The organism is Streptomyces yokosukanensis (genome assembly GCF_001514035.1).
Classification (GTDB): Bacteria; Actinomycetota; Actinomycetes; order Streptomycetales; family Streptomycetaceae; genus Streptomyces; species Streptomyces yokosukanensis.
The window spans coordinates 340,061-359,938 of record NZ_KQ948216.1 but is presented as its reverse complement, the minus strand read 5'-3'; the positions used below and the strand labels follow the sequence as shown (position 1 = coordinate 359,938).

At 70.9% G+C, this 19,878-nt stretch carries 17 protein-coding genes; 10 read left to right on the top strand and 7 right to left on the bottom strand.

Annotation, left to right across the window (positions count from 1 at the left end):
* The 3 genes from AQI95_RS27670 to glgB all read left to right on the top strand — a co-directional run.
* Positions 1-357 (top strand): alpha-glucosidase C-terminal domain-containing protein (locus AQI95_RS27670; protein WP_067129425.1); only part of this gene is annotated, 357 nt, incomplete at its 5' end.
* An 87-nt stretch (positions 358-444) separates the two neighbouring features.
* Positions 445-1,827, top strand: a complete 1,383-nt coding sequence (locus AQI95_RS27665) for a maltokinase N-terminal cap-like domain-containing protein (protein WP_067129423.1) — start codon at positions 445-447, stop codon at positions 1,825-1,827.
* Positions 1,828-1,845: 18 nt separating this feature from the next.
* Positions 1,846-4,068, top strand: coding sequence for a 1,4-alpha-glucan branching enzyme (glgB, locus tag AQI95_RS27660; protein WP_067129421.1), 2,223 nt, complete (start codon positions 1,846-1,848; stop codon positions 4,066-4,068).
* A 98-nt stretch (positions 4,069-4,166) separates the two neighbouring features.
* Here the strand turns inward: glgB and AQI95_RS27655 are convergent, their stop codons facing one another.
* The 5 genes from AQI95_RS27655 to AQI95_RS27635 all read right to left on the bottom strand — a co-directional run bounded on the left by AQI95_RS27655 (position 4,167) and on the right by AQI95_RS27635 (position 9,966).
* On the bottom strand, positions 4,167-6,404 hold the full coding sequence (locus AQI95_RS27655; protein ID WP_244188867.1) for a HelD family protein: 2,238 nt from the start codon (positions 6,402-6,404) through the stop codon (positions 4,167-4,169).
* Positions 6,405-6,585: 181 nt separating this feature from the next.
* On the bottom strand, positions 6,586-6,921 hold the full coding sequence (gene trxA, locus AQI95_RS27650; protein ID WP_067129419.1) for a thioredoxin: 336 nt from the start codon (positions 6,919-6,921) through the stop codon (positions 6,586-6,588).
* The gene (locus AQI95_RS27645; protein ID WP_067129417.1) at positions 6,918-7,346 is read right to left on the bottom strand and encodes a MerR family transcriptional regulator; all 429 of its coding nucleotides are present in this window, start codon (positions 7,344-7,346) and stop codon (positions 6,918-6,920) included. The genes trxA and AQI95_RS27645 overlap by 4 nt, the downstream gene beginning before the upstream one ends.
* A gap of 73 nt (positions 7,347-7,419) precedes the next feature.
* Complete coding sequence (locus tag AQI95_RS27640) at positions 7,420-8,184, bottom strand: DUF2127 domain-containing protein (protein ID WP_067129414.1); 765 nt, start codon at positions 8,182-8,184, stop codon at positions 7,420-7,422.
* 108 nt (positions 8,185-8,292) lie between these two features.
* Complete coding sequence (locus tag AQI95_RS27635; RefSeq protein ID WP_067129411.1) at positions 8,293-9,966, bottom strand: MFS transporter; 1,674 nt, start codon at positions 9,964-9,966, stop codon at positions 8,293-8,295.
* A 164-nt stretch (positions 9,967-10,130) separates the two neighbouring features.
* On the opposite strand from AQI95_RS27635, the gene AQI95_RS27630 reads away from it, so the two are divergent.
* Positions 10,131-10,754, top strand: coding sequence for a TetR/AcrR family transcriptional regulator (locus AQI95_RS27630; RefSeq protein ID WP_067129409.1), 624 nt, complete (start codon positions 10,131-10,133; stop codon positions 10,752-10,754).
* A gap of 93 nt (positions 10,755-10,847) precedes the next feature.
* Here the strand turns inward: AQI95_RS27630 and AQI95_RS27625 are convergent, their stop codons facing one another.
* Positions 10,848-12,266, bottom strand: a complete 1,419-nt coding sequence (locus tag AQI95_RS27625) for a cation:dicarboxylate symporter family transporter (protein WP_067129506.1) — start codon at positions 12,264-12,266, stop codon at positions 10,848-10,850.
* A 133-nt stretch (positions 12,267-12,399) separates the two neighbouring features.
* Between AQI95_RS27625 and AQI95_RS27620 the strand changes: the two genes are divergently transcribed.
* From AQI95_RS27620 to AQI95_RS27595, 6 genes are all read left to right on the top strand, one after another.
* On the top strand, positions 12,400-14,028 hold the full coding sequence (locus tag AQI95_RS27620) for a sensor histidine kinase (RefSeq protein WP_067129407.1): 1,629 nt from the start codon (positions 12,400-12,402) through the stop codon (positions 14,026-14,028).
* Positions 14,025-14,717 carry a response regulator gene (locus AQI95_RS27615; RefSeq protein WP_067129405.1) on the top strand — a complete coding sequence of 231 codons (693 nt, stop codon included), beginning with the start codon at positions 14,025-14,027 and terminating at the stop codon, positions 14,715-14,717. The genes AQI95_RS27620 and AQI95_RS27615 overlap by 4 nt, the downstream gene beginning before the upstream one ends.
* A 128-nt stretch (positions 14,718-14,845) precedes the next feature.
* Positions 14,846-16,219 carry an extracellular solute-binding protein gene (locus tag AQI95_RS27610; protein ID WP_107121758.1) on the top strand — a complete coding sequence of 458 codons (1,374 nt, stop codon included), beginning with the start codon at positions 14,846-14,848 and terminating at the stop codon, positions 16,217-16,219.
* Positions 16,216-17,070: a carbohydrate ABC transporter permease gene (locus tag AQI95_RS27605; RefSeq protein ID WP_067129401.1), complete on the top strand. Its 855-nt coding sequence runs from the start codon at positions 16,216-16,218 to the stop codon at positions 17,068-17,070. The genes AQI95_RS27610 and AQI95_RS27605 overlap by 4 nt, the downstream gene beginning before the upstream one ends.
* A gap of 7 nt (positions 17,071-17,077) precedes the next feature.
* Positions 17,078-17,905 carry a carbohydrate ABC transporter permease gene (locus AQI95_RS27600; protein WP_067129397.1) on the top strand — a complete coding sequence of 276 codons (828 nt, stop codon included), beginning with the start codon at positions 17,078-17,080 and terminating at the stop codon, positions 17,903-17,905.
* 119 nt (positions 17,906-18,024) lie between these two features.
* Entirely contained in the window at positions 18,025-18,714 is a 690-nt protein-coding gene (locus AQI95_RS27595; RefSeq protein ID WP_067129394.1) for a helix-turn-helix domain-containing protein, read from the top strand.
* Positions 18,715-18,720: 6 nt separating this feature from the next.
* Here AQI95_RS27595 and AQI95_RS27590 read toward each other — a convergent pair whose 3' ends face one another.
* Positions 18,721-19,746, bottom strand: coding sequence for an ATP-dependent 6-phosphofructokinase (locus tag AQI95_RS27590; protein ID WP_067129389.1), 1,026 nt, complete (start codon positions 19,744-19,746; stop codon positions 18,721-18,723).
* Positions 19,747-19,878 lie beyond the last annotated feature (132 nt).

Below are 19,878 nucleotides of genomic sequence, written 5' to 3'. Positions count from 1 at the left end.
ATGTCCTCGCCGTCCTCACTGCTCCACTGGACCCGCCGCATGATCGAGATCCGCAAGCAGAACCCCGCCTTCGGACTCGGCTCCTACGACGAACTGCAGTCCTCCAACCCGGCGGTGCTCGCCTTCCTCCGGGAAGCCCCCCTGACGAAGGAGGGAGGGGACGACCTGGTGCTGTGCGTCCACAACTTCTCCCGCTTCGCCCAGCCCACCGAGCTGGACCTGAGCCGGTTCTGCGGACGGCACCCGGTCGAGCTGTTCGGCGGGGTCCGATTCCCGGCGATCGGCGAGCTGCCGTACCTGCTCACCCTCGCGGGGCACGGCTTCTACTGGTTCCGGCTGCGCCGGGAGGCTGGCTAGGCCCCTGCCCGTGGGGCGGTTTCCACCGCCCCACCCAGGGCACGCATCAGTAACACCCCGACGATCCGGGGAAAGGACGTGACACCCATGGCGGAAACGGTCACCCCTCCCGACAGCCCCCGCACCACCGGTCACCTCCTCGCTTCGCTCGATCCCCTGCTGCGCGAATGGCTGCCCAGGCAGCGCTGGTTCGCCGGCAAGGGACGGCCGGTCACCGGGTTCACCCCCGTGGCCGCCACCGAACTGCTGCCGCCCGACGGCAAGTTGGGCCTCTACCATCTGCTGCTGCGCGTCCACCAGCCGTCCGTGCTGGGCGCCGAACCGCACCCCGGTGACTGCTACCAGCTCCTCATAGGCGTGCGCGAGGCGCTGCCGCCCCGGCTGGCGCCCGCGCTGATCGGACATGTGCAGGACGGGCCGTTCGCCGGACGCACGGTGTACGAGGCCCTGTACGACCCCCGGCCCGCCGAGGTGCTCCTGGAGGCCCTGCGCACCCAGGCCCGCATCGGCGGGCTGCGTTTCGCCCGGGACCCGCGCCAGGAGATCCGCGAGGGCCTGGTGGCCCGGCTGATGACCGCAGAGCAGTCCAACTCGTCGATCGTCTACGGCGATACGTTCATCCTGAAACTGCTGCGCCGGGTCGAGCCCGGCGTCAACCCCGACCTGGAGATCCCGCTGGCGCTGGCCCGCGAGGGCTGCCCACGGGTGCCCGCGCCGACGGCCTGGCTGCACGCCGAGATCGACACGGAGTCGTACGTCCTTGCCGTGCTGCAGCCCTTCGTCAGCGGGGCGAGCGACGGCTGGGAGCTGGCGCTGCGCGAGCTGGCCAAGGGCGAGGACTTCGTCGCCGAGGCGCGCGAGCTGGGCCGGGCCACCGCCGAGGTGCACACCGCGCTCGCCCGCGCCCTGCCGACGACCACCCTCGGCCCGGTCCAGCTGCGCTCGCTGGCCGACGGGATGACCGAGCGGCTGGCCGCGGCCGTCCAGGCGGTGCCCGGCCTGCGGCCGTACGAGAGCGGACTGCGCGCGGCCTACCGGGCGCTGGCCGAACTGGCCGCCGGGGGCCGCACCTGGACCGCCCAGCGGATCCACGGGGATCTGCACCTCGGTCAGTGTCTGCGCTCGCCGTCCGGGCGGTGGTCGCTGATCGACTTCGAGGGCGAGCCGGCCCGGCCACCCGCCGAGCGCCGCCTGCCGCAGCCCCCGGTGCGGGACATCGCGGGCATGCTGCGCTCCTTCGACTACGCGGCCCACTCGGCGGGCTCACCCGCGCCCCACTGGGCGCGAGCCTGCCGGGCCGCCTACTGCCGCGGGTACGCGGAGGTGTCCGGCCGCGATCCGCGCACCGATCCGGTGCTGCTGCGGGCCTACGAGACCGACAAGGCGGTCTACGAGGTCGTCTACGAGGCCCGGCACCGGCCCGACTGGCTCCCCGTACCGCTCTCGGCGATCCGTCGCCTCGCCGCGTGAAGACCAGGAGGCTCGTCCGTGACGACCAAGAAGCCGGCCGCCCCGCAACAGGTCCCGGGGGCCGCCGTCTCCCGCACCGACCGCGAACGGCTGCTGCACGGCACCCATCACGACCCGCACTCCGTGCTGGGCGCCCACCCGGTGCGAGGAGGCGTCGCCGTACGGGCCCTGCGGCCGTCCGCGCGGTCCGTCACGGTCGTCGCCGACGCGCTGCGGGCCGAGCTGCACGACGACGGCGACGGGTTCTTCTCGGGGCTGCTGCCGCTGCCCGAGGTGCCGGAGTACCGGCTGCTGGTGGCGCACGAGGGGACGGTCCTGGACACCGAGGACCCCTACCGCTTCCTGCCCACCCTCGGCGAGCTGGACCTGCATCTGATCGGCGAGGGCCGGCACGAGCAGCTGTGGCAGGCGCTCGGCGCGCACGTCACCAGCCATCAGGGAGTGGCGGGCGTCCGGTTCGCGGTGTGGGCGCCGGACGCGCGGGGCGTGCGGATCGCGGGCGGTTTCGACTTCTGGGACGCGACGGGCTTTGCGATGCGCTCGCTGGGCTCCTCGGGGGTGTGGGAGCTGTTCGTGCCGGGGATCGGCGAGGGCGAGGTGTACAAGTTCGAGATCACCCGCCCGGACGGCTCCCGCACCCTGCGCGCCGATCCGCTGGCCCGCCGCACGGAGACCCCGCCCGCCACCGCGTCGATCGTGCACGCCTCGCACCACGAGTGGGCCGACACGCGGTGGATGGCGCACCGCGCGGACACCCCGGTGCACGAGGCCCCCTTCTCCGTGTACGAGGTCCATCTGCCCTCCTGGCGGCCCGGACTGACCTACCGCGAGCTGGCCCAGGAACTGCCCGCCTATGTCCAGGAGATGGGCTTCACGCACGTGGAACTCATGCCGGTCGCCGAGCATCCCTTCGGTGGCTCCTGGGGCTACCAGGTCACCGGCTTCTACGCGCCGACGGCCCGCCTCGGCTCCCCGGACGACTTCAAGTACCTGGTGGACCGACTGCACCAGGCCGGGATCGGTGTGCTGATGGACTGGGTGCCGGCGCACTTCCCGCGGGACGACTGGGCGCTGGCCGAGTTCGACGGGCGCCCGCTGTACGAGCACCACGATCCGCTGCGGGCCGCCCATCCCGACTGGGGCACCCTGGAGTTCGACTTCGGCCGGCGCGAGGTGCGCAACTTCCTGGTAGCGAACGCGGTCTACTGGTGCGAGGAGTTCCACATCGACGGCCTGCGCGTGGACGCCGTCGCCTCGATGCTCTACCTGGACTACTCGCGCGAGCCGGGACAGTGGACGCCGAACGAGCACGGCGGCCGGGAGAACCTGGACGCGGTGGCCTTCCTCCAGGAGATGAACGCCACCGTCTACCGGCGCTGCCCGGGCGTGATCACCATCGCCGAGGAGTCCACGGCCTGGGACGGCGTCACCCGCCCCACCCACCACAGGGGCCCGAGCGGCTTCGGCGGGCTCGGTTTCGGGCTGAAGTGGAACATGGGCTGGATGCACGACTCCCTGCAGTACATCCAGCACGAGCCGGTGCACCGCAGGTACCACCACCACGAGATGACCTTCTCGATGGTCTACGCCTACAGCGAGAACTACGTCCTGCCGATCTCCCACGACGAGGTCGTGCACGGCAAGCAGGCACTGGTCTCGAAGATGCCCGGCGACTGGTGGCAGCAGCGCGCGAACCACCGCGCCTATCTCGGCTTCATGTGGGCCCACCCCGGCAAGCAACTCCTCTTCATGGGACAGGAGTTCGCCCAGGGAGCCGAGTGGTCCGAGGCGCACGGCCCCGACTGGTGGCTGCTCGACCCGTCCTATGGCGCCGCGGCCGACCACCGGGGGGTGCGGGAACTCGTACGGGACCTGAACACCCGCTACCGGGACACCCCGGCCCTGTGGCAGCGGGACACCGATCCGGCGGGCTTCCAGTGGATCACCGGGGACGCGGCCGACGACAACGTCGTCGCCTTCCTGCGTCTCGACGCCGACGGCAACCCGCTCCTCGCGATCTCCCATCTGTCCCCGGTGGTCCGCCACGACTACCTCCTCGGCGTCCCGGACGACATCCCGGCCTGGCAGGAGGTCCTGAACACCGACGCGGCCCGCTACGGCGGCAGCGGCGTCGTCCACCCCGACCCGGTCAAACCGCGCTCACAGGGCGCCCACGGCCGCCCCGCCGGCATCCGGCTGACGCTGCCGCCGCTCGCCACCGTGTGGCTGCGCCCGGCCTAGGGCCTGTCGTCATGGCGAACCGCCCCGCCCCGTGCCCGGACCAACGACCCGGGCACGGGGCGTCCACATGATCACCCGGAGGCGGCCCGCCGCACCGGTCAGCTCGATCCGGCCCCTCCGGCGTCGGCCAGGCCCCGCGGCAGCGAACCCGTGTGCAGCACCCCGAGCCGCTGGGTGGCGCGGGTCAGGGCGACGTACAGGTCGCTCGTGCCGTACCGGGCCGGCTCCACCACCAGGACCGAGTCGAATTCGAGGCCCTTGGCCTGGCGGGGGTCGAGCAGCACGACCGTACGGGTCAGATCGGGCTCGGTGCCCGCCGTGACGCCGTCCAGCCGGGCGGCCAGGGAGCGGTGCAGCTCGCGCGGGGCGATCACCGCCAGCCGGCCCTCGTCCGGGGTGAGTTCGGCGACCGCCTTGGCCACGGCCTCGGGCAGCTCGCCGTCCGCCCGCCGCACCCAGGGCCGTACGCCCGTGGCGCGGACCGAGCTGGGCGGCTCGAAGTCCGGGTGCTCGGCGCGGACCACGGCCGCGGCCAGTTCCATGATCTCGGCCGGGGTGCGGTAGTTGACGCCGAGCCGGGTGTGCTCCCAGCGGTCCTCGACGTAGGGCGCGAGGATCTGCTCCCAGGAGCCCACACCGGCCGCCTCGGCGGTCTGGGCGGGATCGCCGACCAGGGTCATCGAGCGGGTCGGGCTGCGCCGCATCAGCAGCCGCCAGGCCATCGGCGACAGCTCCTGCGCCTCGTCCACGATGATGTGCCCGAACGCCCAGGTGCGGTCGCCCGCCGCCCGCTCGGCGGCGCTGCGGTGGTCCGCCTCCTCCTGCCGCTCGGCGAACCGCTCGGCGTCGATGATGTCGTGCGCGGACAGCACCTCGGAATCGTCGTCGTCCTTGTCCTCGAACTCGTACGTCCGGGACGCGTACGACACGTCCAGCACGCCCTGCGCGTAGGCGACCTGGGTCTCGCGCTCGCGGTCGGCGCGGGCGCGCGCCAACCGGTCGTCCTCGCCGAGGAGTTCGGCCGCCTCGTCGAGGAGCGGGACGTCGGCGACGGTCCAGACGCGGGACACGGGCCTGCGGATCGCGTCCGCGTCCGCCTCCGGCAGGTAGTCGTGCGGTTCGGCGAGGAAGTCGGCGACGAGGCGCTGCGGGGTGATCCGGGGCCACAACTGGTCGACGGCCGACCAGACCTCGGGGTTCTCGGCGAGTTCGTCGCGGATCTGGGTGACGTCGGAGGCGTCGAGCAGGCTGCTGCCGTCGTAGGGGTCGGTGCCGACGCGTTCGGCGTACAGCTCGGTCAGGGTGTTGAGGATGTGGCCCTCGAAGTGCTCGCGGGCGGCGTTGTGGGGCAGCTTGGCGGCGCGGGTGCGCTCGCGGGCGACGCCGACGAGCCCGTCGTCGAGCATCAGCACCTCGCGGTCGTGCTCGATCGCGATCACCGGGTCCGGCAGGGCCTGCCGGTCGCGTACGACGGCGGCGAGCACCTCGGCCATGTCGGCGCGGCCCTTCACGGCCGCGGCCTGCGGGGTGTCGACGGCGGTCGCCTTCACCCCGGGGAACAGCTCGCCGACCGTGGCCAGCAGCACCCCGGTCTCGCCGAGCGAGGGCAGCACCTCGCCGATGTAGCCGAGGAAGGCCGGGTTGGGGCCGACGATCAGCACGGCCCGGCGGGCCAGCAGCTCACGGTACTCGTAGAGCAGATAGGCGGCGCGGTGCAGCGCGACCGCCGTCTTCCCCGTGCCCGGTCCGCCCTCGACCACCAGCACCCCGCGGTACGGCGCCCGGATGATCTCGTCCTGCTCGGCCTGGATGGTCTGCACGATGTCGCTCATCCGGCCGGTGCGCGCCGAGTTCAGCGCGGCCAGCAGCACGGCGTCGCCGCTCGGGTCCTCGTACCCGGTGCGGGTGGCGTCGCCGAGGTCCAGGATCTCGTCGTGCAGCGAGGTCACGGTCCGGCCCTCGGTGGTCAGGTGCCGGCGCCGGCGCAGCCCCATCGGGGTGTGCCCGGTGGCCAGGTAGAAGGGGCGGGCGACATCGGCGCGCCAGTCGATGAGGACGGGGGTGCGCTCGGCGTCGTCCTCGCGCAGCCCGATCCGGCCGATGTGGTGGGTGGCGCTGTCGGCAAGGTCGATCCGGCCGAAGCACAGCGAGCCGTCGACGGCGTTCAGCGCGGCGAGCAGCCCCGAGCGCTCGGCGACCAGGATGTCGCGCTCCAGCCGGGCCTGCATGGGCTTGTCGCCCTGGGCGAGCGCGTCCGTGACCGAGGTCTCGGCCTCGCCGGTCAGTACGTCCACGCGCGCGTACAGTCCGTCGATGAATTCCTGCTCGTGCCGCAATTCATCGTCCGGAAATTCGGTGTTTGACAATTCCGCTCCCGCCCGGATATACTGTGCTCGTTGAACTTCTTCGCGACCTTTTCCAAAATGAAGTCGCGAACCATTGAATATACGCACAGAAATCCCCCGAGCGCAATTGCTCAGGGGATTTTTTCGTGGGCGGGACCGCATGGTCCCCCGATCACCGCAGCACGTCGGCCAGCTCCTCCAGCAGCCGCCGCTTGGGCCGCGCCCCCACCATCGACCGCACCGGCTCGCCGTCCCGGAAGACCATCAGGGTGGGCGTCGACAGCACACCGTAGGCAACGGTCGTCTCCGGATTGCGGTCCACGTCCAGCTGCACGATCTTCAGCCGGTCGCCCTCCTCGAAGGCGATGTCCTTCAGGACCGGCCCGAGCTGCCGGCACGGCCCGCACCAGTCGGCCGTGAACTGCACCAGGACCGGCAGGTCCGAGTCCTTCACCTCCGCCGCGAAATCGGCGTCCGTCACCTCGGCCAGTCCGCTCACCAAGCTCATCGCGAAAGCCCTCCCAGTTCGCACACGGGCTCCGGGCCCCCCGGAACCAGCGCCTCGGCGGCCAGCGCGTCACGGGCCAGCTCGGCCCGCCGCAGCTGCCCGGCGACCGTCTCCCGCACCGCCGCCAGCTGCCCCATGAGACCGTCCAGCTCGTCCAGCTTGCGCCGGTAGACCGCGAGCGAGGCCGGACAGGAGTCGCCCTCCGGGTGCCCGGCGCGCAGACACTCCACGAAGGGCCGCGTCTCCTCCAGCTCGAAGCCGAAGTCCCGCAGCGTCCGGATCTGCTCCAGCAGCCGCAGATCGGCCTCGTCGTACGTGCGATGCCCGTTGCCGTCGCGCCGCGCCGGCAGCAGCCCGCGCGCCTCGTAGTAGCGCAGGGCGCGCGTCGTGGTCCCGGCCCGTGCGGCCAGCTCGCCGATTCGCATGCCTACGACCGTAGGCCTTGACGTCGGCGTCAAGGCAAGGCGGCCGGCGAACGGGCCGGGACACCGGGCTCGGTCAGGCCAGGACGCCCGCCGACTCCTCGACCTCCATCAGGGACGCGCTGTGCCGTTCCTCCTCGAAGGCCTTGCGACCGCCCCGGAGCCCGAACAGGCGCTTGGCCACGGCGATGTACAGCACCGCGAGGAGGTTGAGGACGAGGGTGACGATCTTCAGATAGCTGACCTTCTCGGTGAGTTCGTAGATCTCCAGCGGGAGGAACGCGGCCGTCGCGATCACCGTGAGGTATTCCGCCCAGCGCTTGGCGTACCAGAGGCCGACGGCCTCGACCAGCTCGATCAGCGCATAGGCGAGCAGCAGGGCGGCCACCAGCAGCAGCGTGGAGTGCTTGTAGCCGAAGACCTTCTGGATGGAGCCGACGACCGGTGAGTGGTCGAGGTCGTAGTGGAAGTGCCGGAACACCGGGCGGAAGACGTCCAGGTATTCGTTGAAGAGCCGGCGCACCGCGTCCTGGCTGTTGCTGAACTTCCAGACGGCCACCGCGACCAGCACGATGAACACCCCGCGCACCGCCCGCTCGATCGCCAGGAAGCGCAGGATGAACAGGTCCCGCAGAACCTTGCCGCGCGGCACCAGCGGCGCGTCGTCGGCCGGTCCCGAGCCGTGCGGCTCACCGAGCACGAAGTCACCGCAGCGCAGACAGCGCCACACGTCCCCGAGCGCGGTCTCGGCACGCAACCGCAGCCGCAGCCGCGGGTCGTCGGGCGCGTAGGTCACATGCCCCTTCCGCGCACACGTCCGCCGATCCCAGTCGATCTTCATCCCCCGCGCCTCCATACCCGTACCGACTCGTCCTTAGGGACGCCACGCACGAACGTGCCGTTCCGATTGATCCGGAGCGGCACGTTAGTGGATGAAGGCAAGGAACGGTCAGCCGGCCGAGCTGTTCGCCAGTTCCCTCTCCTCGGTCTTCACGTCCGGCGTGGTGGCTTCACGGCGCGGCAGCAGGACGGCCACCAGGATCGTGCCGATGCCGAGGATCACGGCGCCGACCAGGCTGGTGTGGGCGACGGCGTCCGAGAAGGAGGAGCCGACCGCGTGGGTCATCTGCCGGGCGCCGGCGGCGAGTTCGGCGGCCTGCTGCTTGAGCTGGGCGGCCTGCTGCGGGTCGGTCGCCTTGGCGGCCTGAGCGGCCAGCGCGTGCGCCTTGTCGCCGATGCCCTGGGCGACCGCGTATCCGGCGCCGACCGAGTCCTGGGCGGTGTCCAGGGCGCTGGCGGGCAGCTTGCTGCCCGCCGTCGCGTCGCTCAGGTGGTTGCCGTACGACGTCGCGAGCAGCGAGCCGAGGATCGCGATGCCGAGCGAGCCGCCCAGCTCCAGCGAGGTGTCGTTGACCGCGCCGCCGACGCCGAGTTCGGACTCAGGGAACGTGCCCATGATGGCGTCGGTGCAGGGCGAGAGGGCGAGGCCGATGGCGAGGCCCAGGATGATCAGCGGTGCCAGGAAGTCGGAGTACGTCGAACCCGCGTCGACCTGGGTCAGCAGCGCGAGGGCGGTGGTGCCGCCGACCATGCCCGCGGTGACGGTCCACTTCATGCCGACGCGCGGGGTCAGGAACCCGGTCACGGCCGAGCCGACGAAGACGGCGCCGGCCAGCGGCAGCATGCGTACGCCGGTCTCCAGGGCGTCGTAGCCGAGGACGAACTGCAGGTGCTGGGTGAGGTAGTAGAAGGCGCCGAAGACGGCGAGGAAGAACAGGGCGACGGCCAGGTTGGAGCCGGCGAACCGGCGGCCGGTGAAGCGGCGCACGTCGAGGATCGGGCGGGGGTGGCGCAGCTCCCACAGGACGAACGCGACCAGGCCGACGCCCGCGATCACGGCCGCCGTCACGGCCTTGACACCCCAGCCGAAGTGCGGCCCCTCGATGATCATGTAGATCAGCGCGCCGGTCCAGACCACCGACAGGAGTCCGCCGACGTAGTCGATGCGGTCGTGGTGACCGGCTTTGGACGGCGGTATGAGGACGAGGGCAGCGACGATCGCGACGACCGCGACGGGCACGTTGATCAGGAAGGTCGAGGACCAGCCGTGGTTGCGCAGCAGCGCACCGGCGACCACCGGTCCGGCGGCGATGGCGAGCCCGGCGGTGGCGGTCCACAGCGTGATCGCCTTGGCTCGCTCCGCCCGCGGGAAGGTCGCGGCGAGCAGCGAGAGCGTGGCCGGCATGATCAGCGCCGCGCCGACGCCCATCACGGCGCGGGCCGCGATGACGGTCGCCGCGCTGTCGGCGAGGTAGCCGAAGACGGCGCCGCCGCCGAAGACCACGAGTCCGAGGACGAGCGCCCCGCGCCGGCTGTACTTGTCGCCGATCGCGCCGAGCAGCAGCATCAGCGCCGCGTAGGGCACGGTGTAGCCGTCGATCACCCATTGCAGGTCGGCGCTGGAGAGCCCGAGGTCCCTCGTCATGTCGGGCGCGGCGACGGTGAGGGCGGTGTTCGCCATCACGATGATCAGCAGGCTCAGGCAGAGCACGAGCAGTGCCCACCAGCGCCGGGCGTACGGGCGCTCCATCTTCTCGACCGGTTCGGTCATGACGAGTCGCATGGCAGGGGTCGCCTTCCTCGGTGCGCGACGGGTACTTCAGGTGGTTGCGTACGATGAACTTGCACAGCACCGTGCAATTGCACAACCCTGTGCAATGTACGCCGTTGCACAGAACCGTGCAAGTCGACCGGGGGCGGCGCGGGGGACAGCGGAGGGAAGGCAGAATGACGGCCATGACCACGGGTAACAGCAGCCGCGCCGACACCAACCGGCGCCGCATCCTCGACGTCGCCCTCGCCGAACTGCTGCGCGATCCCGACGCCTCCATGGACCAGATCGCCCGCGCCGCCGGGGTCGTACGACGGACGGTGTACGGCCATTTCCCGAGCCGCGAGGCGCTGATCAGCACCCTCGTCGACGAGGCCGTGGAGGCGCTGGTGGACGCGGACGCCCAGGCGCGGCACGGCGTGACGGATCCGGCGGAGTCGGTGGCCCGCTCGGTGCTCGCCCTCTGGGAGGTCGCCGACCGCTACCGGCTGCTGATCGCGCTCGCCCAGCGCACGGTCACCGTCCAGGGCATCCGCGAACGCCTCGCCCCGCTGCGCGCCAACAAGGTGGAGCTGCTCCGGCGGGGCCTGGAGGCGGGCGTGTTCAGCTCGCCGCTGCCCGCGCCGGCGCTCGCGTATGTGCACGAGCAGCTCTTGTTCGCGGTGATGGAGGCGGTGAACGACGGTCTCGTGGCAGTGGACGAGGCGGGCCGCTCCGCCACGGTCACGGTCCTGACCGCGGCGGGCATGCCCGCCTCGTCGGCCACCGAGCTGGTGGCCGAGGTGAGTGGAGGGTCGTAGAGGTCGCGGGAGTCGTGGGGGCGGAGGGGTGAGGGAGATGCCGGATGCCCGGCCCCGGTTCAGGCGGGGCCGGGCATCCGGGGCTCTTCGAGGTCAGGCCTTGGCCAGCGCCTTGTCCCCGTCCTCCTGCGGCTCGGGAACCCCGGTGGCCGTCGGCCGCCCCTCGTCCATCAGCGTCGTCTCGTCGAACGGCAGGTCACCGGCGAGCACCCGGCGCACCCGGTCCCGGTCGATCTCCTTGGTCCACGTGCCCACCAGCACCGTGGCCACCGCGTTGCCCGCGAAGTTCGTCAGCGCACGCGCCTCGCTCATGAAGCGGTCGATGCCGACGATCAGGCCCACCCCGTCGACCAGCGCCGGCTTGTGCGACTGCAGGCCGCCGGCCAGCGTGGCGAGGCCCGCACCGCTGACGCCCGCCGCGCCCTTGGACGCCAGCAGCAGGAACAGCAGCAGCGGAATCTGCTCGCCCACCGACATCGGCGTGCCCAGCGCGTCCGCGATGTACAGCGACGCCATGGTCATGTAGATCATCGTGCCGTCGAGGTTGAAGGAGTATCCGGTCGGCACGGTGATGCCGACGACCGGCTTGCTGACGCCCAGGTGCTCCATCTTCGCGATCAGCCGCGGCAGCGCGGACTCGGAGGACGAGGTGGACAGGATCAGCAGGAACTCCCGCGCCAGGTACTTGAAGAGGGAGAAGACGTTCAGGCCCGCGACGAGCCGCAGAATCGTGCCGAGGACGACGAAGACGAACAGGACACAGGTGGCGTAGAAGCCGAGCATCAGCACGGCGAGGCTCTTCAGCGCGTCCAGGCCGGCCGAGCCGGTCACGGCCGCGATCGCGCCGAACGCACCGATCGGCGCGGCCCACATCACCATCGACAGGATGCGGAAGACGAGCCGCTGGATGTGCTCGATGCCGCGCAGCACCGGCTGTCCGGCCGAGCCCATGGCCTGCAGCGCGAACCCGGCGAGCAGGGCCACCAGCAGCGTCTGGAGGACCTCGCCCTGGGTGAAGGCGGAGACGAAGGTGTTCGGGATGATCGACAGCACGAAGTCGACGGGCGGCAGCGCCTTGCTGTCCACCTGGGCGTGCCCGGTCTGCTTGAGCGCGTCGGTCAGGTGCAGCCCGTCGCCGGGGTGCAGCACATTGCCGACGACGAGCCCGATGGCGAGCGCGACGAGCGACATCACGAGGAAGTAGCCGAGGGCGATACCGCCGACGGCTCCGACCTTGGCGGCCTTGCGCACCGACCCGATGCCGAGCACGATCGTGCAGAAGATGATCGGCGAGATCATCATCTTGATCAGGTTCACGAAGCCGGTGCCGAGCGGCTTCAGCTCGACCGCGGCATCGGGCCAGATGAGCCCCACGGCGATGCCGAGGACGACCGCCGCGATGACCGCGATGTACAGGTAGTGGGTCCGATCCCGTTTCGCACGGGGTGCGGCAGGTGCCGTATCGGGGATGGTGGCGGCCACGGCTGCCCTCCTTGACGTCTTCGTCGGCATCACCGGCGTGCGGCTCACGTCCGGGCGTTGTGGGGGATGCGGTGACTATCTCCCGCCCTGTGAGGGCGGTCACCCTTCCGTTCATTTAGTTCACGCTTAACCGACGAGACACACGAGGAGGCACACTGCTGACATGCGCGTCCCCCGTCTCCCCCGGCCCCGCAGCCTGGCCGGCCAGCTGTTCGCCATGCAGGCGGTGCTGATCGCGCTGATCGTGGCCGGGTATGCGCTCTTCACCTACGTCAGCGATCGGCGGCAGGCCGAGGACGCGGCGGAACGCCAGGTCGTCGCGGTGGCCCGGTCGATCGCGGACGCCCCCTCGGTCCGCTCGGCGATCCACACCTCCGCCCCCTCGGCCGCGCTGGAGCCGTACGCCCTGCAGGTCGTGCGGGACGCGGACGTCGACTTCGTCACGATCATGAACCCGGACGGGATCCGCTGGACCCACCCCGACCGGAGACAGATCGGCAAACGCTTCCTCGGCCGGATCGGCCCCGCCCTGCACGGCCACACCTTCACCGAGACCTACACCGGCACCCTCGGCCCCTCCGTCCGCGCGGTGACCCCGGTCGAGGAGAACGGGCACGTCATCGGGCTGGTCAGCGCCGGCATCAAGGTGGAGGAGATCAGCGCCCGGGTCCAGGACCAGGTGACCGCGCTGCTCGGCGTCGCCGGCGGCACCCTGCTGCTGGGCGCGGTCGGCACCTACGTGGTCAACGCCCGGCTGCGCCGTCACACCCACGGCATGAACGCCACCGAGCTGAGCCGGATGCACGACTACCACCAGGCGGCGCTGCACGCGGTCCGCGAGGGCCTGCTGATGCTGGACGGGCAGTACCGGGTGGCGCTGATCAACGACGGCGGGCGGGAACTGCTCGGCGTCGGCGCCGAGGACGACGTGATCGGCCGCTCGGTCGCCGAACTCGGCCTGCCGGCCCCGCTGACCGGCGCGCTGCTCTCCTCGCGGCCCCGGGTGGACGAGGTGCATCTGACGGCGACCCGGGTACTGATGACGAACATCTCCCCGGTCTCGGGCGGCGAGCACCGCGGCACCGTCGTCACCTTGCGCGACGTCACCGAACTGCAGTCCCTGATGGGTGAGTTGGACTCGGAGCGGGGCTTCACCCAGGCCCTGCGCTCCCAGGCGCACGAGGCCGCCAACCGGCTGCACACCGTGGTGTCGCTGATCGAGCTGGGCCGGGCCGAGGAGGCGGTGGCGTTCGCCACGGCCGAACTGGAGCTGGCCCAGACCCTGACCGACCAGGTGGTCGCGGCGGTCGGCGAGCCGGTGCTCGCGGCCCTGCTGCTCGGCAAGACGGCCCAGGCCAACGAGCGGGGCGTGGAACTGGTGGTGTCCCCGGACAGCCGCCTCGACGACGGCCTGCTCCCCGCGGGCCTGGCCGCGCGGGACCTCGTCACCATCCTCGGCAATCTGATCGACAACGCGGTGGACGCGGCGCAGGGCAGCACGGGCGCGCGGGTGACGGTGACGGCGTACGCCTCGGACGCCGAGGTGGTCCTGCGGGTGTCCGACACGGGCCCCGGTGTCGACCCGGCCCATGCCGACCTGGTATTCCAGCGGGGGTTCTCTACGAAGCCGGCCGGGCCCGGCGGCCGGGGCCTCGGGCTGGCCCTGGTCCGGCAGGCGGTGACCCGCCACGAGGGCACGTTGACGGTGGTGGAGTCCGGCGAGAACGGTGAGGGCGGAGCGGTGTTCGAGGTGCGGTTGCCGCTGCGGTCGGCGGTGGGGGACGGCAGATGACCGAGGAACAGCAGCCGATCCGCGTCCTCGTGGTCGAGGACGACCCGGTCGCCGCCGACGCCCATGTGATGTACGTCGGCCGGGTGCCGGGCTTCGTCGCGGTCGGCAAGGCGCACACGGGCGCTCAGGCGCGTCGCGTCCTGGACCGTACGCCCGTGGATCTGCTCCTGCTCGATCTGCACCTGCCCGACGTCCACGGTCTGCAGTTCGCCCGCTCCCTGCGCGCGGCCGGTCATCACGCGGACGTCATAGCGGTCACGTCGGCACGTGATCTGGCGGTGGTGCGCGAGGGCGTCTCGCTCGGCGTCGTCCAGTACGTCCTGAAGCCCTTCACCTTCGCCACCCTGCGCGACCGGCTCGTCCGCTACGCCGAGTTCCACGCGGCGGCGGGCGAGGCGAGCGGTCAGGACGAGGTGGACCGCGCCCTGGCGACGCTCCGGGCACCGTCGCCCGCGGCGCTGCCCAAGGGGCTGAGCGGGCCGACTCTGGAACGCGTGACGGGCGCGCTGCGAAAGGCCCCGCAAGGACTCACCGCGGCCGGGGTGGCCGAGGCGATCGGCATCTCCCGCATCACCGCACGCCGTTACCTGGAGCACCTGGTGGAAACGGGCCGCTGCGCCCGAAGCCCCCAGTACGGGCAGGTCGGCCGACCGGAACTGGTTTATCGGTGGGTTCCGCAGGGGCGATGAGCGGGTGAACGGCGCCGGGAGGATCCGCGTACTCCAATTGCGCGCACACGCATTGACCTGACTAGACCACTGCTCATACCTTCGCACGGCAACCACCTGGCCACGCAGAAGTGCGCCCGCAGGAGGTCATGCCCGTGCGCCCCACCGCCGCTCTCTCCGCCCTCCTCACCGCCGCCCTCGCCGCCACCGCGCTCACCGGGTGCGGCTCGGGCTCCGGCAGCAGCCCGAACACGCTCAAGGTGTCGTACAAGCAGTCCACCGACAACTCGGTCAAGGTGATGGACACCTATCTCGCCGGGGTCAAGAAGGAGTTCGAGAAGAAGTACCCCGGCAAGAAGGTCGAGTTCGTGCCGATCAAGGCCCCGGACTCGGAGTACTACACCAAGGTGCAGCAGATGCTGCGCTCGCCGCGGACCGCGCCGGATCTGGTCTACGAGGACACCTTCCTCATCAACTCCGACATCACCAGCGGGTACTTGAAGCCGCTCGACCCGTATCTGGCGAAGTGGCCGGACTGGAACCAGTTCATCGGCACCGCGAAGGCGGCGGCCCGGGGGCAGGACGGGAAGACGTACGGCGTGCCGGACGGGACCGACACCCGCGGGCTGTGGTTCGACAGGCGGGTGTTCGCCAAGGCCGGTCTGCCGGCGGACTGGCAGCCGAAGACCTGGGCCGACGTCCTCGCCGCGGCCCGCACCATCAAGCAGAAGGTGCCCGGCGTCACCCCGCTCAACGTCTACACCGGCAAGCCCGCGGGCGAGCGCTCCACCATGCAGGGCTTCGAGATGCTCCTGTACGGCACGGGCCAGGGCACCTCGGATCCGCTGTACGACAGCGCGACGAAGAAGTGGATCACGGCCGGCCAGGGCTTCAAGGACGCGCTGACGTTCGTCGAGACCGTCTACAAGGAGAAGCTCGGACCCGACGTCTCCGACGCACTCGACCCCAACTTCGCCACCACCGTCAACGGTGAGCTGCTCCCCCAGGGGAAGATCGGCATCGATCTCGACGGCTCCTGGCTGCCGCAGGCCTGGCTCGCGGGCAGCGGGCACGACTGGCCGGACTGGTCCAAGCAGCTGGGGCTCGCGTACATGCCGACCCAGAACGGGCAGGCGCCGGGCAAGGTGAGCATGTCCGGCGGCTGGACCTGGGCCGTCCCCGCCAAGGCGGGCAACCCCGACCTCGCCTTCGACTTCATCAAGGCGATGCAGAGCGAGGCGAACGCCAAGAAGTGGTACATCGCCAACTCCGGCATCTCGGTGCGCAAGGACGTCGCGAAGGACCCCTCGTACGCGACCGCCCAGCCCGGCATCAAGTTCTTCACCGACCTGGTCGCGACCACGCACTACCGGCCGGCGTATCCGGCGTACCCGAAGGTCTCGACCGCCGTCCAGGAGGCGATGGAGGGCGTCACGACCGGGGACGCCTCCGTGGAGAAGGCGGCGAGCGCCTACGACTCGACGCTGAAGGACGTGACCGGTGGCCAAGTGATCCAGAAATGAGGCGGCTCACCCGGGTCCTCCCCCTGGCCCCGGCCGTCGTCCTCCTGCTGCTCTTCCTCGCCGGGCCGATCGCCTACTGCGTCTACATCGCCTTCACCGACCTGCAGCTGACCGGCCAGGCGCACGCGTCGTTCGTCGGATTCGGCAATTTCCGCCACGCCTTCCACGACGCGGAGTTCCGCAACGCCGTCTGGCTGACCCTGGTGTTCACCGTGCTGTCCTCGCTCGTCGGGCAGAACACCCTGGGGCTCGCCCTGGCCGCGCTGATGAAGCGGGCCTCGAAGCCGGTGCGCACGCTCACCGGCGGGGTCGTCATCACGGCGTGGGTGCTGCCGGAGGTCGTCGCCGGGTTTCTGCTGTACGCGTTCTTCCGGCGCGAGGGGACGCTCAACGCCCTCCTGGACTGGCTCCATCTGCCCCGCCAGAACTGGCTGTTCACGCTGCCCGTCCTCGCGGTGTCCTTCGCCAACGTCTGGCGCGGCACGGCCTTCTCGATGCTCGTCTACTCGGCCGCGCTCGACGAGATACCGAGCGAGATCACCGAGGCGGCGGAGGTGGACGGGGCCGGCGGGTGGCGGCGGATGTGGCACATCACCCTGCCGATGATCCGGCGGTCCATCGGCACCAACCTCATGCTCAACACCCTGCAGACGCTGTCCGTCTTCGGGCTGATCTGGGTGATGACCCGGGGCGGGCCCGGGAACAGGAGCCAGACCCTGCCGCTGTTCATGTACGAGCAGGCCTTCCAGAACAGCATGATCGGGTACGGCACCGCGGTCGCCCTGCTCCTGCTGGTCGTCGGGTCGCTGTTCTCGGTCGTGTACCTGCGGCTGCTGCGGACGGAGGTGTGAGACCCCGATGCCCAGGAAACACGCCTCCCGCCGGCTCGCCGCCGACGTCTGCCTGCTGCTGGTCACCGTCGCCTTCGGGCTGCCCCTCGCCTGGGTGGTGCTGTCCTCCGTGGATCCGCACGCCGACCTGCGGGTCAGGGTCCCGGGCGGGCTCACCCTCGCCAACTTCGACGCGGTCCTGACCCCGGACATCACCTACACCCCGCTGCTCAACAGCCTGATCCTGTGCGGCGGCGGCACCGCGCTGACCGTCGCCTGCGCGGCGCTCGCCGCGTATCCGCTCTCCCGGTTCCGTTCCCGGCTCAACCGCCCGTTCCTGCTGACGATCCTGTTCGCGACGAGCCTGCCGATCACCGCGATCATGGTGCCGGTGTACGCGCTGTTCGTACGGGTGAATCTGATCGACACCCTCCAGGGCACGATCTTCTTCTTCGCCGCCTCCCAACTCCCCTTCGCCGTCTGGCTGATGAAGAACTTCATGGACGGGGTGCCGAAGGAGCTGGAGGAGGCGGCCTGGACGGACGGGGCGTCCTCGCTGCAGTCCCTGGTGCGGATCGTGCTGCCGCTGATGGGACCGGGCCTCGCCGTCGTCACGGTGTTCTCGTTCGTGATGATGTGGGGGAACTTCTTCGTCCCGTTCATGCTGCTGCTCACCCCGGACCAGATGCCGGCCTCGGTCAGCATCAACGACTTCTTCGGCAACCGGGGCATGGTGGCCTACGGACAGCTCGCCGCGTTCTCCGTCATCTACTCGACACCGGTGATCCTTTTGTACATCCTGGTGGCACGCCGTCTGGGCGGCGGATTCGCGCTGGGCGGCGCGGTCAAGGGATGAGCGCGAGAGGTGCTCCGTCCGTTACATACCGAACGGCCGGAACTGTACGTTCCAACAATCTGTGATCCTGTCCGAACCGACCGTAGCCATCGCGTCACGGCACCCCTAGCTTGTGCGAGGTGCGCCAACCCTCAGCTCCTCCGTTCAACGCCCAGGCCGCCCGCAGACTGCGCGCCGCGCTCGGCATGGGCCCCGAGCACGTCGCCTACGGCATGCGGGTCTCGTACGGGCTGCCCAACGTGACGCCGGACCTCGTGATCACCTGGGAGCGCGGCATCGCCTCCCCGAGCAGTCCCGAACTGACCGCGCTCGCAGGCGTGCTGTGGTGCTCTCCGGGGGAACTCATCAGCCGGCCCCGCACCCTGCGCGAGCACCGGATCGCCCGGGGGATCGCACCGGAGGACGTCGCCCACGCCCTCGGCATGGACCTGCGCGGGTATCTGCGGATGGAGGAGAGCGGGCAGTGGCGGGGCAACGAGCGCCAGTCGGCCGCGCTCGCCGCGGTGCTCGGTCTGACCCTGCCGGACTTCGTGGCCGTCACGGGCCGCGAGGACAAGCTCGCCGAGCTGCTGCACAGTGCGGTGAGCACCCGCTGGCAGGCCTATGTGCGGCCGGTGGCGAAGCTGACGGCGGTGGACCGCGCCGTCCTGGAAGAGGTGCTGCGGGAGCTGCACGAGGACTACCAGGGGCACATGGCCGCCACCCTCAGCTGGGGTGGCGGCAGCAGCAGCGCGAGCGAGTCCGGCAAGGAGTTCCTCGACGGGATCGTCGAGAACTTCTGGGCGGCGGTCGAGCACCGGACCGCCTGACGTGTCCTAGAAGACCGACTCGGCCTCGTCCATCCGGTCCTTCGGCACCGTCTTCAGCTCGGTGACCGCCTCCGCGAGCGGCACCATCTGGACGTCGGTGCCGCGCAGCGCGGTCATCCTGCCGAACTCGCCGCGGTGCGCGGCCTCGACGGCGTGCCAGCCGAAGCGGGTGGCGAGGACGCGGTCGTAGGCCGTCGGGACGCCGCCGCGCTGGACATGGCCGAGGATGACCGGCTTGGCCTCCTTGCCGAGGCGCCGTTCCAGCTCGTACGCGAGCGCCGTGCCGATGCCCTGGAAGCGCTCGTGGCCGTACTGGTCGATCTCGCCCTTGCCGTAGTCCATGGTGCCCTCGACGGGGTGGGCGCCCTCGGCGACGCAGATGACGGCGAACTTCTTGCCGCGGTCGAAGCGCTCCTCGACCATCTTGATCAGGTGAGCGGGGTCGAAGGGCCGCTCGGGCAGGCAGATGCCGTGGGCGCCGGCGGCCATGCCGGACTCCAGGGCGATCCAGCCGGCGTGCCGGCCCATGACCTCGACGACCATCACGCGCTGGTGGGACTCGGCGGTCGTCTTCAGACGGTCCATCGCCTCGGTCGCGACGCCGACGGCGGTGTCGAAGCCGAAGGTGCGGTCCGTGGAGGAGATGTCGTTGTCGATGGTCTTGGGTACGCCGACGACCGGCAGGCCGGCGTCGGAGAGCATGCGGGCCGCGGTCAGGGTGCCCTCGCCGCCGATCGGGATCAGCGCGTCGATGCCGAACTCCTCGACCATGTCGGTGGCCTTGTCGCAGGCCTCGCGCAGCCGGTCGCGCTCCAGCCGGGAGGAGCCGAGGATGGTGCCGCCGCGGGCCAGGATGCCGCTGACCGCGTCCAGGTCGAGGGAGCGGTAGTGCCGGTCGAGCAGACCTCGGTAGCCGTCCTCGAAGCCGATGACCTCGTCGCCGTACTGCGCCACCGCCCGGTGCACGACCGACCGGATCACGGCGTTCAGGCCGGGGCAGTCGCCGCCTGCGGTGAGAACTCCGATGCGCATCGTGCTGTGTCTCCTGCTCGCTGTCGGTGCCGGTGAGCCGATGTCGATTGTTCCACGTCCTCCGGGGCAGTGAGCCACTTGACGGGCGCCTTATCCGGCAGCAGAGGTATTGTCAAGAGGGTTCAGCTCACC

Excerpts from the sequence above, each read along its gene's own strand:
- AQI95_RS27665 (WP_067129423.1), top strand. The coding sequence starts at position 445 with ATGGCGGAAACGGTCACCCCTCCCGACAGCCCCCGCACCACCGGTCAC.
- trxA (WP_067129419.1), bottom strand. The coding sequence starts at position 6,921 with ATGAGCTTGGTGAGCGGACTGGCCGAGGTGACGGACGCCGATTTCGCG.
- AQI95_RS27645 (WP_067129417.1), bottom strand. The coding sequence starts at position 7,346 with ATGCGAATCGGCGAGCTGGCCGCACGGGCCGGGACCACGACGCGCGCC.
- AQI95_RS27640 (WP_067129414.1), bottom strand. The coding sequence starts at position 8,184 with ATGAAGATCGACTGGGATCGGCGGACGTGTGCGCGGAAGGGGCATGTG.
- AQI95_RS27635 (WP_067129411.1), bottom strand. The coding sequence starts at position 9,966 with ATGCGACTCGTCATGACCGAACCGGTCGAGAAGATGGAGCGCCCGTAC.
- AQI95_RS27630 (WP_067129409.1), top strand. The coding sequence starts at position 10,131 with ATGACGGCCATGACCACGGGTAACAGCAGCCGCGCCGACACCAACCGG.
- AQI95_RS27625 (WP_067129506.1), bottom strand. The coding sequence starts at position 12,266 with ATGCCGACGAAGACGTCAAGGAGGGCAGCCGTGGCCGCCACCATCCCC.
- AQI95_RS27620 (WP_067129407.1), top strand. The coding sequence starts at position 12,400 with ATGCGCGTCCCCCGTCTCCCCCGGCCCCGCAGCCTGGCCGGCCAGCTG.
- AQI95_RS27615 (WP_067129405.1), top strand. The coding sequence starts at position 14,025 with ATGACCGAGGAACAGCAGCCGATCCGCGTCCTCGTGGTCGAGGACGAC.
- AQI95_RS27610 (WP_107121758.1), top strand. The coding sequence starts at position 14,846 with ATGCCCGTGCGCCCCACCGCCGCTCTCTCCGCCCTCCTCACCGCCGCC.
- AQI95_RS27605 (WP_067129401.1), top strand. The coding sequence starts at position 16,216 with ATGAGGCGGCTCACCCGGGTCCTCCCCCTGGCCCCGGCCGTCGTCCTC.
- AQI95_RS27600 (WP_067129397.1), top strand. The coding sequence starts at position 17,078 with ATGCCCAGGAAACACGCCTCCCGCCGGCTCGCCGCCGACGTCTGCCTG.
- AQI95_RS27590 (WP_067129389.1), bottom strand. The coding sequence starts at position 19,746 with ATGCGCATCGGAGTTCTCACCGCAGGCGGCGACTGCCCCGGCCTGAAC.